Source organism: Paenibacillus ottowii (assembly GCF_006874425.1).
In the GTDB taxonomy this organism is placed as follows: Bacteria; Bacillota; Bacilli; order Paenibacillales; family Paenibacillaceae; genus Paenibacillus; species Paenibacillus ottowii.
On the sequence record NZ_VIJZ01000007.1, the window covers coordinates 312,871 to 328,947 of the forward strand.

The following is a 16,077-nucleotide window of genomic DNA, read 5'->3' on the forward strand; positions in this document are numbered from 1 at the left end:
TATGGATTTTATAAATCCTGATTGAGAGGTATAGCATGCTAGCAATTGATGTGCAGGATCTGCGCAAAACATTTAAGGTTCAAAAAAACCGCGAGGGCTTAAAAGGCGCCTTCCTTGATTTATTCGCCCGCGAATACAACGAGGTGGCTGCGGTCAAAGATATATCTTTCCGTATTCCGCAAGGGGAAATATGCGGTTATATTGGTGAGAACGGGGCCGGAAAGTCCACCACGATTAAGATGTTGACAGGTATTCTGGTGCCAACATCGGGACATCTCAAGGTCGGGGGCTATGTCCCTTATGAGGATCGCGAGAAATTTGTAGGTAACATTGGCGTTGTTTTTGGTCAGCGCAGCCAGCTTTGGTGGGACATCGGCGTGATCGAATCTTTTCAACTGCTGCGCAAAGTATATCAGGTTCCGGCTACAGACTTCAAACGTAGGCTGGATGAGCTGGTAGAAAGGCTGCAATTGCAGGATTTGTTAAGCCGTCCGGTGCGCAAGCTTAGCCTTGGACAACGGATGCGTTGTGAGTTGGTAGCTGCTTTGCTGCACAATCCATCCATTGTTTTTCTGGACGAGCCGACCATTGGACTTGATATCATGGTGAAGTCTGAAATACGCGAGTTTTTGAAGGACATGAACCGGGAACACGGGACCACTATTTTGCTGACGACCCATGATTTGCAGGATATTGAAGCGCTGTGCTCGCGCGTCATTATGTTGGATGATGGGAATATCATTTATGATGGTGGACTGGATGAGCTCAAGGATCGTTGGGGGACAGGCCGAGAAGTAAGGTTTCAATTTGGTACGACGACACAGCTGGAGCAATTGCAGGCATGGACGGCTGATATGCCGCTGACGTGGACTATGGATAACGATTTGGCGGCCAAGGTGTGGATTCCTCTTCATATTAACGTATCAGATGTGCTGGCTAGTGTAGTTGGTCGCACGGACATTACGGATATCAAAATCATTGAAACCAACACGGATGATATCGTCCGCAGCATCTATCAGTCTGGCTCGGCAGAACGCCAGGGCAATCCGATAGTGGAGGCCAAAGTTCATGCTTAGCGTATATACCGATTTTATTCGTATCCGATTTCTCACCATGCTTGCTTATCGGGTAAACTATTATTCAGGCATACTTATTTATTCCATGAATATCGGCGTGTATTATTTCACATACAAAGCGATATATGGCGATGCGGGTAGCATTGGAGGCTTTACTGCTGCTCAGATGACGACCTATGTAGCCGTATCGTGGATGGCACGAGCCTTTTATTTTAACAATCTGGATCGCGAAATATCGACGGATATTCGGGATGGAAGCATTGCTATTCAGATGATCCGGCCTTATAACTATGTGCTTGTTAAATTTATGCAGGGGCTCGGCGAGGGGATGTTTCGTTTCCTCTTGTTTATGATTCCAGGCATGGCGATTGCGATGCTGCTGTTTCCCGTGAAGCTCCCTAGTGACCCGGTAGCCTGGATTGGTTTTCTGGTTATGCTGTTCTTCAGCTTTCTAATCAATACTCAGATTAATATTATTACTGGATTGACGGCCTTTTTTATTGAAAATAACGAGGGCATGATGCGCATGAAGCGCGTAGTCGTAGACCTGTTCTCAGGGTTGATCCTGCCAATCAGTTTGTTCCCGGGCTGGCTGGCGACAATCTCCCAATGGATGCCTTTTCAGGCAATTACTTATTTGCCAGGCTCTGTATTTACGGGACGTGTAAAAGGCGTTGGCATCTGGAATGTGCTAGGTATCCAAATCATTTGGCTGGTCGTTCTGCTCGTGCCGATGATCATCATTTGGCGGCTGGCGCGCAGACGTCTGTTCGTGCAGGGAGGGTAAGCCGATGATGTACTATTTGGGTCTCATTAGCGAATATTTGAAAAATTACATGAAGTCACGGCTCACCTACCGTGCCGATTTTTGGGTAGAAGTCATTTCGGATCTGCTCTTTCAGGCCACGAATCTTATTTTTATTTTGGTTATTTTTATGCATACGAACAGCTTGGGTGGCTGGAGTGAAAGTGAAGTCGTGTTCGTGTATGGATTTTTTATGGTTCCTTACGGGTTATTCAGTTGTTTCGTCAACCTTTGGAACTTCAGTGAGCGTTATATTGTAAAAGGTGAACTCGACCGGGTAATGACTCGTCCTGCGTATAATCTGTTCCAGATTTTCCTTGAGAACGTGGACCCGCCCGCACTAGTCGGCTCAGTGATCGGTCTGATTATTATGGGCATCAGCGGGGCACAGATGGATTTGGCTATGGAGTGGTGGTTCGTACCAGCGCTAATCGTTTTGAGTCTAAGTGCCGTGGCGATTTATACAGGGATTTACACCATATTAACTTCCCTTTCATTCTTTTCAGATGCGCCTACGGGGATTATTCCGCTCATGTACAATATCCAGGGCTACGGACGTTATCCAGTGACGATCTATAACCGCGCCATTCAGGTTGTGTTGACTTGGATACTGCCATTTGCCTTTGTTGGCGTATATCCGGCCTCCCTGTTTCTTCAACGAGAGGACATGCGCCATATGGCACTTTTAACTCCGGTGGTAGGCATTGTCTTTCTGACATTGGGCTTACTGGTGTGGAACTGGGGAATTCGGCGTTACCGGGGGGCTGGCTCATAGGGCTTATATAAGACCCCTACAAGATAGGAGATGATAAAATGTCCACGGCACCGATCGTTATTGGACAAGCGGCACCAGACTTTGAATTACCTGGCAGTAAAGGAACGAGCGTCAAGCTATCGGATTATCGAGGCAGCAGGGTATTGTTGTATTTTTATCCTAAGGATTTGACCTCTAGCTGCTCGACCCAGGCTTGCGACTTTCGGGATAAACACTCGGAGTTTGAAGGCTTGAACACAGTGATTCTGGGTGTAAGCCCCGATCCACTCAAGCAGCATGACAAGTTTATTGCCAAGTACGGTCTGCCTTTTCAGCTGTTATCTGATGAAGAGCATCAGGTGGCTGAAACCTATGGTGTATGGCAGCAAAAACAGATGTATGGCAAGCAGTACATGGGCATTGTTCGCTCTACGTTCCTTATTGACGAGAATGGCATTTTAGTTCATGAATGGCGTGGTTTAAGGGTAAAAGGGCATATTGATGCCGCGCTGGCATACATTCAGGCCATGGCGTAAGTAAAGAAAAACCTTTTGGAATCGAGTGCTGCTTTTTTAAGCATCGGTTTCAAAAGGTTTTTTTATTTTTTAGAGGTGTTTTGTCGATGTTTCCACTTTTGCCGACAGAGGTAAACAGTCCACAAAAGAAGCGGAATAATCAAGCCGTTCGTATAATGCCAGGCAGCCATGGGATAAACAAGAGTTCTTACATAATAAAACACATTGGGGGTTATCAAAATGGTCATTCCAAACACAAGCGCCCCCGCAGGTATAATAAAAGGTTGGACATTAGAAATTCGGAACAACTGGGTTATACCGAAAGTAAAGGCAAAGAAGAAAATGACTCCCTTAAAAAAAGCGACTAGTGCCCAGAGCAAAGCAACCAGTGATTCAATGCGTGTAATATAATTCAGCTCATTAATTTTGGTTGAAAGTGCAGAAGAAATGTATGGACTGTAGTTGGTCACGAAGGGTCCGATGACAAGCAGGGAGAGCAGCAGAAAGAGGCTGATCAGTACTCCGCCTAGAAGCGATGCGAGCAGCATATCCCTTTTAAAATGACCTTTTTTGTTGACAAAAGGGAAAACCATAAGCATGATAGACATTCCGGCAAAAGGCATTGCCGCGCCTGGAACCATCCCTTTAGCAACAGGAGCGAGCCCGTTTTCCAAAACAGGACGTACATTAGAAAGGTGAATTTGTGGTAGCAGCGCCAGGATCAAGCCACTAAAAATGAATACATACACAGGTATCAAAATCTCGCTAACCCGACTAAAGGCTTCAATTCCCGCTAATGCAGCAAGCACAAGCATCAAAACTTCCATCGCCAGTAGAACGCGCAAAGGAGTGCTCTCAAATATCTGTGTAGTCAGATAATCCCCTACCTCTCTCGCATTCAGGGCAGTACTCATAAAGAAATAAAACAGATACCAGCAAGAAACGATAGATCCGAAGACAGGTCCCAAAATTTTGCGGGTGGCTTCTATTAGTGTAAGACTTGGGTAGAGTTCATGAAGGCGAAGGAGCACGTATATGATAATTAAGCCCAGCGGGATGGACAGTATAGAGCTGATCCAGGCATCCTGGTGAGCAATATGCGTAATCATAGTCGGATAGATTAAGAGCATATCCCCAATTAAACTCAGGAACATTAGAACAGTCACTTGTCGAACGCTAATACGTGCTTTTTTTAACATGTGGCTGTCTCCTTTCTAAAAACCAAATACACGGGACACAAAAGCATTAACAGGGTTATAGATAATTTCAATCAAGATTAGCGGGCTTGGTGTTACCTCTAATTTGGCAGCAAGAATACTAAGCCATGTGCCTAATCCGAGCATAATGATGTACACGAACATATCCTTAAAGAGATGTTTTCGGTACAAGCCTGGCAAATCCTTGGCGGCAATGGCCAGACCGATACAGATAATGACAATGGTAATCAGCATGTCAAATGCTCCTTCCTTTATGGGTGAGGCTCAACCAGGTCCCAGACTATGATTGCTTTTCGATCTTAACTTGTATACGACAAGCAGCAGCAAAGGAAGAACAATGGAATCCGTCAGATCCCAATAAATCCAGGCATGGATGATCGTGTCCAGATAGTAAGTAATATTGGGTGCCGACACCATAATCATGCCGAACAGGATCATGAAGCTTGGCCCAAGAAAGGTCCGGACATTATGTAATCGCAGTAGCTGGGTGATTCCTAAGGTAAAGGCATAGAAGTGTAAAATAGTTTTAACAAAAGTGGTGATAATCCAGGCAGTACTCATCATGGATTCAATTCTCTGCAAGAAATTCCCTATATTGATTTTCTTTGATAGCGTATAAGAGGTGTACACACTATTTTCAGTTACAAAAGGGCCTAAAACCAGGAGAGAAACCAGGAGCAGTACACTTAACAGAACGCTTGCAGCCAGTCCGGATAGTAAAACGGATTTTTTTAGACCTGGTTGTTTGTTCACATAAGGAAAAATCATGAGTAAAAAGGCTAATTCTCCGAATGGATAGGACAATGCAAAAATGCCGCCTTCTATAATCTTAGGAATATCCTGCTCCATTACAGGCTTAAGCTGCTGACTGTCACATTGGGGAAGCAGGCACAGGATTAAAAACAAAGTGAAAGCCAGGCATAATGGAAACATGAGTTGAGCCGTACGTGCAATAGGCTCCAGCCCCATATACATGCCCCACATAAGCACAAGAACTAAGAGTAAATTGATAACGGGAAGGGGCGTCATCACATAGGTCTGGTTGTTCATAAAATCTCCGGCTTCTCTTAAATAAATCGCTGAATTCATTAATAAATGGAACAGATACCATATGGAGATGAGAGCGCCAAACCACGGACCCAAAATTCGCTGACTGAGTTGAATAAAGGTGAGATCAGGATATAGCTGATGCACCCGCAGGAGTAGCAATAGTAAAGCCAGTCCTGCAGGGATGCTTAGGAATGAGCTGATCCAGGCATCCTGCTTGGATATGCCTGTAATGAGGGAGGGATACACCAGTACACAGTCTCCGATAATACTCAAAAATACGAGTATGGCTATATTTGTAATGCTAATACGCCCTTTCTCCTCCATCAAGCTCACTCCTTCATTCGTTTTTGGAATGATTCTAACAAAGAACCAATTTTCCGGATCCTGGTTTTTGCCTTATATTCAATCTTTAAATCCATAAAAGGATTTTCTTTTTGTTCTTTTAGTCTTTTCCACAGCTCTGGTTTGGACTGGTGGATCAGCTGACCAAAGCCAAAAATGTCTGATTTAAACTCATTCCGAACGGTCTCTACGGAATGTTTCATAATTTCAATGATTTTTTCATTGCTTGCAGCTTCGATTTCTTTAATATCCGCCATACTACTTAACTTCATATGCTGGCAGTTAACCTCTCGTACTGTGCTGTTGTTAGTAACTGATATGGAGATAACAGGCTCTCCATCGCGAATAAGCACCTTTTTTTGGGTGTCGCTGCTTAAGGTTAATAAGGCAATGTCCCCCCCTCCTTGACAGTCGGCGTGTCCCGTAGTAGAAACTACCTTATTCCGGATATAATTGAACCCTTTGCTGTCTTGATCATTGATCCAGCCCAGCAAGCGGTCTTTTTTTAAGACACCAATACCAGAGAACCTTAATATGGTGCCAGGAGATATGCTTTTGGTGGCATCTACACCCTTTTCATTGGACGATTCTATATCTCCCACAGCTTCCAATGCGGGCAGGGTGGACTGGATGTCAGGATTAGCCAAGTCGCTAAGCAGTTGATCCATGGTTACTTTGGTGGCCGGAGCCCATGTTTTAGTTAAGGTATCCAATGAAGCAAACATTTTATTGGCCGGCAACTTTTCCAGTGGAGTGGGGATCTTTAACATCGTAGAGGCCTTGTTATTTTTGGCTATCGCAATATAAAAGTCGCTTCTGGTAAAAGGCTCTCGCATTAAGGTTTCAATCGCATCGGAAATTCCTCTTCGCGCATACTCCTCACCTAAAATCAGCATTCGAATATGAGATAAATAGATGGATCGCGGGCTTGTATCCGTCATTTTTTGAATAGCCTCTTGAATCGTGGGCGCAGTAGCCTGATAAGTAACAACCGGCGAGCCGGAGCTAGGTGAGGATTTGGAGGCTACTGCAGAAGGAATCACCACCTGTGCAGTCACCTGATACTGGTTTCCTTCCATATCCACCCCGATCCCGATAGCGATGCCCAACTCGTTTAATTCTTTTCGATCCCAGCATCCACCCAATAGTACTGCAATCAGCCCCCAGACGAAGAGCAAATGTATGGTCTGCTTCATGGTTGATCCCTTCTGGCTTTTGGTTTATTGCCAATCCGTCTTTTTTTTGTTTTTTGGCGGATCGTATTTTGGATAGGGGTGGATTGAGGTCGTGACTTCATATAAGACCAAGGTAGGCGAAACAGCGTATCTTTCAAATCGCTTTCCACATATGGGCCGAATGGACTCATATAAGAGACACCAAATGATCGCAGACTGGTTAAGTGCAGCAAAAGTACAATGATCCCCATCAATATTCCAAGAAGTCCGAAGGCTGCCGCTAGCATCATTAAGGCGAAGCGTACAATACGAACCGCTATCGACAAACCGTTTTCTGGAATAACATAGCTAGAGATCGCTGTGATCGACACAACAATGACCATAGCCGCTGAGACTACTCCTGCATCTACAGCTGCTTGTCCAATGACCAGTGTACCTACAATCGAGACAGCCTGTCCGACGGTCTTGGGAATTCGCACCCCTGCTTCACGCAAAATTTCATAAGTAATCTCCATAAGCATCGCCTCGACAAATGCCGGGAACGGTACGCCTTCCCTTTGTGCGGCAAGACTGATCAAAAGGTTTGTCGGAAGCATCTCTTGATGAAAGGTAGTTATCGCGATATAAACTGCGGGTGCAAGCATGGCGATAAAAAAGGAAAAGAATCGCAGCAAACGCAGCAAAGTACTGATGTCAGCACGCTGGTAATAATCCTCGGCCGACTGGAAAAATTGAACGAACAACGCAGGTATTAACAAAACAAAGGGAGTTCCATCCACCAATATAGCAATTCGGCCTTCCAGCAGGCTGGCAGCGACTGAATCCGGACGCTCGCTGTTATAAATGGTCGGAAATGGGGTGAAGGTTTCATCCTGAATTTCCTCTTCGATGTAACCCCCTTCCAGGATTCCGTCAATATCAATTCGGTCCAAACGATCTCTCAGTTCCTGAATAACTTCTTCGTCAGCAATTCCTTTGATATACATTACAGACACATTGGTATGAGTCACTTGACCGATCTGTCTTGTTTCCATCCACAGCCGCGGATCACGGATTCGTCTACGAAGTAGAGCTGTATTGGTACGTAAATTTTCAGTAAACCCCTCCATGGGACCCCGTACAACCGTCTGGGACTGGGGTTCGCTGACATTGCGATCCTCCCAACCGACCGCATCAATCCATATGCCTTTTGTGTATCCATCCAGCAAAATGATAATACCGCCGGATAGCATCCGGTTGAATAGAGCGTCCATTTCGTCCACACTACCTGAATGCCCCGCAATTAAAACTTGATCCTTCAAATAATTAAATGGTTCTATGCCCTCAGGTACATGATGTTCGTTTACCCGCATTAATGAACGCAGAACGGAATCATGAAGTAATTGAGTGTTGACCAGACCATCGATATAAAACAGAGCTGCCGGCCATTTTTGCATCCATAATAGCTCTTTAATGATTACATCTCCGCTGTTCCCAAAGGAGCTCTCGATATGATTCACGTTATCTTCCAAGTTAGAGGATACATGAGTTAGTGGACAACTTTTATTCAGATTCGGCATACGTAAAATCCTCCGATATTGGAGTTTGTTGGCTTAGTATGCTCTGAAAATATGAATTTATGCTTGACCCATTGTATTTACAGGGTCCATTGTTGGGTATGCTGACGACGTAGAGTCAAGATATCATCAGATTGTTATGTTTGGAGTAGGGGAAGCGCTCAAATAATGAAGCCGTGAATATGGGGCGGCTCAAGGAGCGGGGGAGTATAGTAATATCTTTCGTGATTTCGGTATATTATGCAAAACTATTCCATGTCATCCTTGTTGCTGGTTTTTACCGATTTTTTAGATTTGTATAGCGTTCCAAACAGAAAGCTCCTCCACCGATATATAAAATACAGCAGGATGATGAATCCTACGGCAGCCGCGATTCGTAACGCATACAGTTCTACCAGATGGAAAATGGCATCCCACTGCGGACCAAACAGCTTGCCGATGCTTAGAAAGAGGATGACCCAGAATAAAGCACCGCTGTAAGCATACAAGACAAATTTACGGAAAGAAAGAGCGATAATTCCAGCAAAATAGCCAGTAAAATGCCGGACACCTGGGATGAAATATCCAAGGAAAATAAGCCAGTATCCATAACGTTGAAACCATTTTTGTGTTTTCTGAAGCTTGTCCGGCGATAGCAAAACCCATTTGCCGTATTTCTGAATAAAGGGGAGTCCAGCCCATTTTCCAATAAAGTAGGTAAAGGTCATACCGATGGTTGTGCCCAAAAAAGCTAGCAGCACTAGATTGCCGAAATCCAGAGTACCGGCATAGGAGAGATATCCCGCATAAGCCATCGTGGTTTCCCCGGGAAAAGGCAAAGCAATAAACTCCAGTAACAAGCCGAAAAAAAGGACGCCATATCCATATTCTTCGAACAATTGCGCGATCCATTTCAGCACATCCATCATGTACACTCCTACGGGCAGATTAAGTAATTTAGAATCAATTTATTTTATCAATCTTTTCATGACCACTCAACTATGGTTGATTTCTTGACGTGTTGTTTTGTCGTTGCGTATAATGAAACGAACAATTGAGGGAGGCACGGTAATGAATAAGCCTAATGAAATCGTTGTAGTTCTTGATTTTGGAGGACAATACAACCAGTTAATTGCAAGAAGAATTCGGGATCTCGGCGTATATAGCGAGCTCCTTCCATACAATACGCCTGCGGAGAAGCTGAGAGAGCTGGCGCCGAAAGGGATTGTTTTCTCAGGTGGACCTTCCAGCGTATATACAGACAATGCTCCTCAGGTGGATCGGGCAATTTATGATCTTGGCATCCCTATCTTTGGTATTTGTTATGGTATGCAGCTAATGGCCCACCAACTGGATGGTAAGGTAGAACGTGCGGGCAAGCGTGAATATGGTAAAGCAGACGTGCAATTCAATGAGGGCGCTCGGTTGACTAAAGGACTGGATTCTCGTCAAACCGTATGGATGAGCCATGGCGACCACGTTACAGATCTGCCAACCGGCTTTACACTGGATGCAGGAACAGAGAGTGCCCCGATTGCCGCAATGAGTAATCTGGAGCGGAATCTGTATGCGGTACAATTCCATCCAGAGGTACGGCATTCTGTTCAAGGTAATGAGATGATTAACAACTTCCTGTATGAAGTGTGTGGTTGTGAAGGCAACTGGACGATGGAATCGTTCATTGAAGAGCAAATCCGTGAAATTCGTCAGCAGGTAGGCGACAAGAAAGTACTGTGCGCTCTAAGTGGCGGCGTGGATTCCTCCGTTGTGGCTATGCTTATTCACAAAGCGATCGGTGACCAACTGACGTGTATGTTCATTGATCACGGCCTGCTGCGTAAAGGTGAAGCCGAAAGTGTAATGGAGACATTCGTTGGTAAATTCGATATGAAGGTTGTTAAAATTGATGCACGTGAGCGTTTCCTCTCCAAACTGGCAGGAGTGGATGATCCGGAACAAAAACGTAAAATCATCGGTAACGAATTTATTTACGTTTTTGAAGAAGAATCAGCTAAATTCGATGATTTTGACTTCCTGGCACAAGGCACGTTGTATACAGATATTGTAGAGAGCGGAACAGCAACGGCGCAAACTATCAAATCGCACCATAACGTGGGCGGTTTACCAGAAGACATGAAGTTCAAACTGATCGAGCCACTAAATGCGTTGTTCAAGGACGAAGTGCGTAAAGTCGGTGAAGAATGTGGACTTCCGGCCGAAATTGTATGGCGTCAGCCATTCCCGGGCCCGGGTCTTGCCATTCGTGTATTGGGCGAAGTGACAGAGGACAAGCTCAAGATTGTCCGTGATTCTGACTATATTTTGCGCGAGGAGATTGCCAAAGCGGGTCTGGATCGGGAAATTTGGCAATACTTCACCGCTCTGCCGAATATGAAGAGCGTTGGCGTTATGGGTGATGCTCGTACGTATTCCTACACGGTAGGTATCCGTGCAGTAACCTCAATCGACGGTATGACCGCTGACTGGGCACGTATCCCTTGGGATGTATTGGAGAAAATCTCCGTTCGGATCGTCAACGAAGTGGACAACGTCAACCGCATCGTGTACGATATCACTTCCAAACCACCAGCAACAATCGAGTGGGAGTAGGATTTTAACGACTAATATGATAAAGATGAAGAACCTTTCAATTCACCACATCAATAGTGGTGTTGAAAGGTTCTTTTTTTACAACTCTACCTTACCATACAATCTTTTTCCCGGTTGCGGCCGATTCTTCAATACGGTCCAGTAGCTGATGCAGCTGTAGTGCATGATTGAAATCGGGGGCAAGACGGGTGCCCGTCAAAATATCGCTGGCAAATACGTCATGAGCCTTGGCTACATTTACAGTTACCCCTTCTTTGGGGAAATCCAGGCCGGCATCAGGCTCAGCTGCTATGTATATTGTTTCAAAAAAGCCATTAAGCACATGACTTTGATGATTTCCCTGATCATATACAAGTTTTTCAAGCGTCAGGTTCCCAAATTGAACATGTCCAAGCGAAGGATTTTGGCTCAAACGTAAAATGCCCTTTTTTCCCTGAATCTCTAGCTCAAACTTAGAATTCACTCCACCCTGAATGTGAACTGATACAGGAATTCCTTTTTCCAGCAATCCGTGAATCAGAATTTGATCTGCTGTATCCTTGGAAATGATTTCACCCGTTTCCTGAATCATGGCTTCGTTATAACGGGAAGATGTGATAGCCGACAGTTCGCGGAATTCACCAACGATGTATTGCAGCGCGTCTAGAGCATGCCCCCCGTTAATGGTCAGCAGGTTGGCACCACTGGCTCTATTGAGCAAGTAAGCCGTATCCTGATCTGTTCGTCCTCCTTTGCCAGAAGTAGCTACTTGCATATGACAGGATACAATTTCACCAATTATCCCGTCCTCGACCAGCCTCTTCATCGTCTGCACCTCAAAATCCTGCCGAGCCTGCAAGCCAACGGTATGATGAATGCCCGCCAGTTCCGCTGCTCTAGTCATTTCAGCAGCTTCCGCAGTGTTGGCCCCCAGAGGCCACTCACAGAAAATATGCTTTCCCTCTTGGATAGCCGCTATTACGGCCTCGTGATGATGGGGAACTTTTATGCTCACCACGACCATATCCACATCCTCGGAAGCTGCGAGCTTTTTGGCATCGTCAAAAGCCAATGGCGCCCCCACATCCTCTGCACTTTTGCGTGCACTGTCCATACGGGAAGTGCCGATGGCTGTGATATCCAAGTCCGGGTGTTTGAGTAAAGCCGGAATATGCGTTTGGCTGGCCCATTTATTATTCATTGAACCTCCTATGATACCTGCACGAATCTTCTGCTTAACCATGTGCCATCCCTCCTGATTTTAAAATGTGGGTAGAAAATAGCGCTCAAGGCCAATATAATACACTTAACTCATAAAGAATAATGTTTGTTAATGATGTTGATATCATTTTTTTTGATGGGAGGTAAAGATGTGGATATTCAAAATATGCAGGCATTCGTTTCAGTAGCGGAGCTTAGAAGTTTAACAGAAGCTGCCCAAAAGCTGAATCATCTGCAATCGAATATGACGGCTAAAATAAAGAAGCTGGAGACCTACTATGGCACAGCGCTATTTTACCGAAAGCCTCGTGGTATGGAACTGACACCCGCCGGAGAAATTTTATATGCTCAGTACAAGCAAATTTTAACGCTGTGGCAAGACACAGAAATGAAAATGAGACCCCACGAGGAAAAACTGCGCATCGGCACGATGCAGTCCATTGTAGCAGGCGGAACAACAAGGGCACTAACGAAGGTGTACGAGATGTACCCGCAGGCTTCGGTGACATTAAAAACGGGAACCACCACGGAAATGGAGCAATTCATCCTCGACGGCGAGCTTGATATTGCTTTTGTTACAGGATATCCTACCAACCCATATATTCATTATCAAAAAATATGTCGTGAAGAGCTGGTGCTGGTGGGGAAAGGTATACACGAAGGCTCGGATCTCCAACAGGTGCTGCAAGGAGCTTCTATTATCATATTGTCGGATAGCTGCCTGTACCTCACGCATTTAGAGAAGATGTATCAGGACATGCAATTGACCCATGGCGAGGTTGTCGAGGTTGGAATATTCGATACGATGGTGGAGTTTGCTCTGATGGGAATGGGAATCACCCTTATGTCTAAAAAGCTGGCGAGGCAGTTTAAAGTATCGTCCTATTTACCCGTTCCTTCAAATTTTGGCTGCATGGATACATATTTAATATCCCGTCCAAATCATAAAATGACAGCAATTGAACATAAATTTATCGAAATCAATAATACGATTTAATAGAGTAGGAGAGTAAAAACTCAGAAATGCTCACGTTACCTGTTAAGCGTAGGTATTTTTATGTTAAGAGCGTTTATATAGATTAGGCACAAGACTTGTTAATTCTCAGTAAGAGTGTATAATGCTCGAAGCGTCAATTGATAGGTCAAGTATCATGAGGAGGAGAAGTAGTCATCGAACATTGCTCTGAAAAAAGCCAGTTATTTTATCGCATGCATCTTTTGTGTAAAGAAATGAATAATGCTTTTGAAGCACAGTTAAAAACTAGCTTCACCAAGGTTGAAATTTTGTATCATGTTAATCATCGTCAGGAACTAAGTCAATTGGAGCTTCAACATCTGCTCGTTCTGGATGGTGCAGCAGTGACCCGGCATCTGAAAAGGCTGGAAGAGGAAGGTCTGATTTTACGCAGTAAAAAAGAGCAGGATAAGCGTGTGACTTATATACGTTTAACCGAATTAGGGATTCAAGAGCTGCAAGTTTTGACAGAGCAAAGAGAAGCCTTTCAAGAAAAGTTCCTTTCTAAGTTTGACGATGAGGAAGTTGTGGCTTTAACAAATGCACTACAGCGTATGTCTAGCAATGTGAAGAATATGTAAAGTGTGCAAAAAGAAATGATCTTAAAGGCATCTGATTATCCTAAATGATAACCCGCCAGCTGGATAATAGCTTGCGGGTTATCTATTTTCCGAACAATACATATGCGTTTAATTTGTAACATTCGCTTTTTCTGTTGACAAGCCGTAGGGGAGAGCCTAAAATAACGGATGTAATACAGCGTATATGAATGCGAATATTACAGCAATTGAACGACAACAATACGAGTATGCTTTGCGTAGGAGGAATTACGACTCATGGAGCGTTTCTTTAAATTAAAGGAACATGGCACGAACGTCCGCACTGAGCTTATTGCGGGGATCACTACTTTTATGACTATGGCTTATATTCTGGTGGTCAACAATACCTTTTTGGGACCCACTGGAGCGGGGATGCCTAGTGAAGCTGTTTTCTTTGCGACAGCAGTAGGTGCAGGCTTAGTTACCATTCTGATGGGCTTGTTTGTAAATGTACCAATCGGTATGGCACCAGGCATGGGCTTGAATGCTTATTTTATGACTGTAGTCTTGAGTTCTAATGGGATGATTACTTGGCAAGCGGCACTTGGCGCTGTATTTATATCCGGTATCGTCTTTCTAATTTTGACCGTTACCCGGGTAAGACAGATGCTGCTTGTTGCGGTTCCGGAAAATTTAAAAACAGCTATTACAGTTGGTATCGGCTTGTTTGTCACAATTGTAGGCTTCAAGCTTTGTAATCTGGTTATGGTGAGTATCGTTCCAGGGACCGATGTTGGTCATCCGGTTCCGGGTCATGCCTTTAATTTGGTTCTAGGTAGTCTGGTACATCAAAAAGATGCGCTGCTGGCGCTAATCGGGTTGCTTATTATTGCAGCGCTGATGGTCGTTCGGGTCAAAGGTGCATTACTGATTGGAATCGTAGCGACTACATTAATCGGTATTCCGATGGGTGTAACGAATCTGAGCAGCTTGACAACAGGCCACTGGATTCCAGACTTCGGCAATTTGGCAGTGGGGCAGTTAGATCTGAAAGCAGCTTTGCATATCGGTCTGTTTGATATTATTTTTATCTTCACATTTGTAGAGCTGTTTGATACGTTTGGTACGTTGGTGGGTACAGCGACGCGTGCAGGCATAATGAAAGATAAGAAAAAGGGCGAAAAAATTATCGGTAAAGCGATGCTTGTAGATGCTGTTGGTGTAAGTACTGGTGCAGTGTTGGGTACAAGTACAATTACGGCATTTGTAGAAAGTTCCGCAGGGGTAGAAGAAGGTGGACGTACAGGTCTTACTGCTGTAACGACAGGCGTGTTGTTCTTGTTATCCCTCTTTATAGCTCCGTTGGCTCTGGTTGTCCCTTCTGCAGCTACTGCTCCGGCTCTGATAATCGTTGGTGTGCTGATGATGAGTCAGGTTCGCAATATTGAATGGGATAACTTCCTATTGGCATTCCCGGCATTCTTGACCATCGTTTTGATGCCTTTTACAGGTGGGATAGCGAATGGTATCTCTGCTGGTATCCTGTCTTACGTTGTGCTGGCGGGATTCAGTAATCTGTTTACCAGTAATAAAGTTAAAATTCACTGGCTTATGTGGGTGCTTGCTATTATTGTAGTGATCCGCTTTGCCTTTATGGGTTCCGAATAATTCAGTAGATAAAAGAATCTCTTTCCTGTTGTTTTAAGGAAGGAGGTTCTTTTTTTAGTTAATCACGAGCAGAATCAAAAGAAATAATATATGAAGGGAAACGAATAACAAATATATGCTGAGAAATTTCATATAATAATGCTTGCAAAGTAAAAATGAATATGGTATATTCTAATTCCGGCCAAGAAACACATAGTTGTGAGCGATTGATTCAAAAAAGAATTCAAAAAAATGCTTGCAAAGTTGGTTCGGACATGATATGATATAAGAGTTGATGAGGCGATGAGCTGATTCAAAAAAAGTTTGATCTTTGAAAACTGAACAACGAGTGAGTAAACTGATTTTGTTCGCAAAATCAAACATGAGATATTTTATCTCGTCAGTTTCAAATGAGCTAATCGCTCTTTCAATAAACCAGCTTCGGTTGGTCTTTAATGGAGAGTTTGATCCTGGCTCAGGACGAACGCTGGCGGCGTGCCTAATACATGCAAGTCGAGCGGGGTTACTTAGAAGCTTGCTTCTAAGTAACCTAGCGGCGGACGGGTGAGTAACACGTAGGCAACCTGCCCACAAGAC

15 protein-coding genes and 1 rRNA gene are annotated in these 16,077 nt (G+C 44.3%); 9 read left to right on the plus strand and 7 right to left on the minus strand.

Translation table 11 applies throughout. The annotated features are described in order from the left end of the window. Positions 1 to 35: 35 nt before the first annotated feature. Genes FKV70_RS17995 through bcp form a run of 4 tightly spaced genes read left to right on the plus strand, consistent with a single transcriptional unit; the run spans position 36 to position 3,171 of the window. Positions 36 to 1,076, plus strand: coding sequence for an ABC transporter ATP-binding protein (locus FKV70_RS17995; protein WP_063211601.1), 1,041 nt, complete (start codon positions 36 to 38; stop codon positions 1,074 to 1,076). Next, positions 1,069 to 1,863, plus strand: coding sequence for an ABC transporter permease (locus FKV70_RS18000; RefSeq protein ID WP_016819311.1), 795 nt, complete (start codon positions 1,069 to 1,071; stop codon positions 1,861 to 1,863). The genes FKV70_RS17995 and FKV70_RS18000 overlap by 8 nt, the downstream gene beginning before the upstream one ends. 4 nt (positions 1,864 to 1,867) lie before the next feature. After that, entirely contained in the window at positions 1,868 to 2,656 is a 789-nt protein-coding gene (locus tag FKV70_RS18005; RefSeq protein WP_081276784.1) for an ABC transporter permease, read from the plus strand. 38 nt (positions 2,657 to 2,694) lie between these two features. Then, positions 2,695 to 3,171: a thioredoxin-dependent thiol peroxidase gene (gene bcp / locus FKV70_RS18010; protein WP_142613716.1), complete on the plus strand. Its 477-nt coding sequence runs from the start codon at positions 2,695 to 2,697 to the stop codon at positions 3,169 to 3,171. Positions 3,172 to 3,233: 62 nt separating this feature from the next. Here bcp and FKV70_RS18015 read toward each other — a convergent pair whose 3' ends face one another. From FKV70_RS18015 to FKV70_RS18040, 6 genes are all read right to left on the minus strand, one after another. Next, positions 3,234 to 4,349 (minus strand): GerAB/ArcD/ProY family transporter, encoded by a 1,116-nt coding sequence (locus FKV70_RS18015; RefSeq protein ID WP_142613717.1) that lies wholly within the window; start codon positions 4,347 to 4,349, stop codon positions 3,234 to 3,236. A 15-nt stretch (positions 4,350 to 4,364) separates the two neighbouring features. After that, a complete protein-coding gene (locus FKV70_RS18020; RefSeq protein WP_142613718.1) occupies positions 4,365 to 4,601 on the minus strand; it encodes a hypothetical protein in 237 nt (78 codons plus the stop codon). Positions 4,602 to 4,631: 30 nt separating this feature from the next. Next, a complete protein-coding gene (locus tag FKV70_RS18025) occupies positions 4,632 to 5,741 on the minus strand; it encodes a GerAB/ArcD/ProY family transporter (RefSeq protein ID WP_142613719.1) in 1,110 nt (369 codons plus the stop codon). 5 nt (positions 5,742 to 5,746) lie between these two features. Continuing rightward, the gene (locus FKV70_RS18030) at positions 5,747 to 6,955 is read right to left on the minus strand and encodes a Ger(x)C family spore germination protein (RefSeq protein ID WP_142613720.1); all 1,209 of its coding nucleotides are present in this window, start codon (positions 6,953 to 6,955) and stop codon (positions 5,747 to 5,749) included. Next, the gene (locus FKV70_RS18035; RefSeq protein WP_063211613.1) at positions 6,952 to 8,493 is read right to left on the minus strand and encodes a spore germination protein; all 1,542 of its coding nucleotides are present in this window, start codon (positions 8,491 to 8,493) and stop codon (positions 6,952 to 6,954) included. Before FKV70_RS18035 ends, FKV70_RS18030 begins: the two co-directional genes overlap by 4 nt. A gap of 245 nt (positions 8,494 to 8,738) precedes the next feature. After that, positions 8,739 to 9,395, minus strand: coding sequence for a DedA family protein (locus FKV70_RS18040; protein WP_063211615.1), 657 nt, complete (start codon positions 9,393 to 9,395; stop codon positions 8,739 to 8,741). A gap of 145 nt (positions 9,396 to 9,540) precedes the next feature. On the opposite strand from FKV70_RS18040, the gene guaA reads away from it, so the two are divergent. Further along, positions 9,541 to 11,079: a glutamine-hydrolyzing GMP synthase gene (gene guaA, locus FKV70_RS18045; protein ID WP_063211617.1), complete on the plus strand. Its 1,539-nt coding sequence runs from the start codon at positions 9,541 to 9,543 to the stop codon at positions 11,077 to 11,079. Positions 11,080 to 11,170: 91 nt separating this feature from the next. On the opposite strand, the gene FKV70_RS18050 is transcribed toward guaA, so the two are convergent. After that, on the minus strand, positions 11,171 to 12,301 hold the full coding sequence (locus FKV70_RS18050) for a Gfo/Idh/MocA family protein (protein ID WP_142613721.1): 1,131 nt from the start codon (positions 12,299 to 12,301) through the stop codon (positions 11,171 to 11,173). Between the two features lie 129 nt (positions 12,302 to 12,430). Here FKV70_RS18050 and FKV70_RS18055 point away from each other — a divergent pair, with 129 nt between their 5' ends. The 4 genes from FKV70_RS18055 to FKV70_RS18070 form a co-directional block, all read left to right on the plus strand. Next, positions 12,431 to 13,276 carry a LysR family transcriptional regulator gene (locus tag FKV70_RS18055; RefSeq protein WP_142613722.1) on the plus strand — a complete coding sequence of 282 codons (846 nt, stop codon included), beginning with the start codon at positions 12,431 to 12,433 and terminating at the stop codon, positions 13,274 to 13,276. A 233-nt stretch (positions 13,277 to 13,509) separates the two neighbouring features. Then, on the plus strand, positions 13,510 to 13,875 hold the full coding sequence (locus FKV70_RS18060) for a MarR family winged helix-turn-helix transcriptional regulator (protein ID WP_244310778.1): 366 nt from the start codon (positions 13,510 to 13,512) through the stop codon (positions 13,873 to 13,875). A 255-nt stretch (positions 13,876 to 14,130) separates the two neighbouring features. Then, complete coding sequence (locus FKV70_RS18065) at positions 14,131 to 15,501, plus strand: NCS2 family permease (protein ID WP_063211625.1); 1,371 nt, start codon at positions 14,131 to 14,133, stop codon at positions 15,499 to 15,501. A gap of 431 nt (positions 15,502 to 15,932) precedes the next feature. Next, positions 15,933 to 16,077, plus strand: a 16S ribosomal RNA gene (locus FKV70_RS18070); the annotation flags it as partial.

Excerpts from the sequence above, each read along its gene's own strand:
- FKV70_RS17995 (WP_063211601.1), top strand. The coding sequence starts at position 36 with ATGCTAGCAATTGATGTGCAGGATCTGCGCAAAACATTTAAGGTTCAA.
- FKV70_RS18000 (WP_016819311.1), top strand. The coding sequence starts at position 1,069 with ATGCTTAGCGTATATACCGATTTTATTCGTATCCGATTTCTCACCATG.
- FKV70_RS18005 (WP_081276784.1), top strand. The coding sequence starts at position 1,868 with ATGATGTACTATTTGGGTCTCATTAGCGAATATTTGAAAAATTACATG.
- bcp (WP_142613716.1), top strand. The coding sequence starts at position 2,695 with ATGTCCACGGCACCGATCGTTATTGGACAAGCGGCACCAGACTTTGAA.
- FKV70_RS18015 (WP_142613717.1), bottom strand. The coding sequence starts at position 4,349 with ATGTTAAAAAAAGCACGTATTAGCGTTCGACAAGTGACTGTTCTAATG.
- FKV70_RS18020 (WP_142613718.1), bottom strand. The coding sequence starts at position 4,601 with ATGCTGATTACCATTGTCATTATCTGTATCGGTCTGGCCATTGCCGCC.
- FKV70_RS18025 (WP_142613719.1), bottom strand. The coding sequence starts at position 5,741 with ATGGAGGAGAAAGGGCGTATTAGCATTACAAATATAGCCATACTCGTA.
- FKV70_RS18030 (WP_142613720.1), bottom strand. The coding sequence starts at position 6,955 with ATGAAGCAGACCATACATTTGCTCTTCGTCTGGGGGCTGATTGCAGTA.
- FKV70_RS18035 (WP_063211613.1), bottom strand. The coding sequence starts at position 8,493 with ATGCCGAATCTGAATAAAAGTTGTCCACTAACTCATGTATCCTCTAAC.
- FKV70_RS18040 (WP_063211615.1), bottom strand. The coding sequence starts at position 9,395 with ATGGATGTGCTGAAATGGATCGCGCAATTGTTCGAAGAATATGGATAT.
- guaA (WP_063211617.1), top strand. The coding sequence starts at position 9,541 with ATGAATAAGCCTAATGAAATCGTTGTAGTTCTTGATTTTGGAGGACAA.
- FKV70_RS18050 (WP_142613721.1), bottom strand. The coding sequence starts at position 12,301 with ATGGTTAAGCAGAAGATTCGTGCAGGTATCATAGGAGGTTCAATGAAT.
- FKV70_RS18060 (WP_244310778.1), top strand. The coding sequence starts at position 13,510 with ATGAATAATGCTTTTGAAGCACAGTTAAAAACTAGCTTCACCAAGGTT.
- FKV70_RS18065 (WP_063211625.1), top strand. The coding sequence starts at position 14,131 with ATGGAGCGTTTCTTTAAATTAAAGGAACATGGCACGAACGTCCGCACT.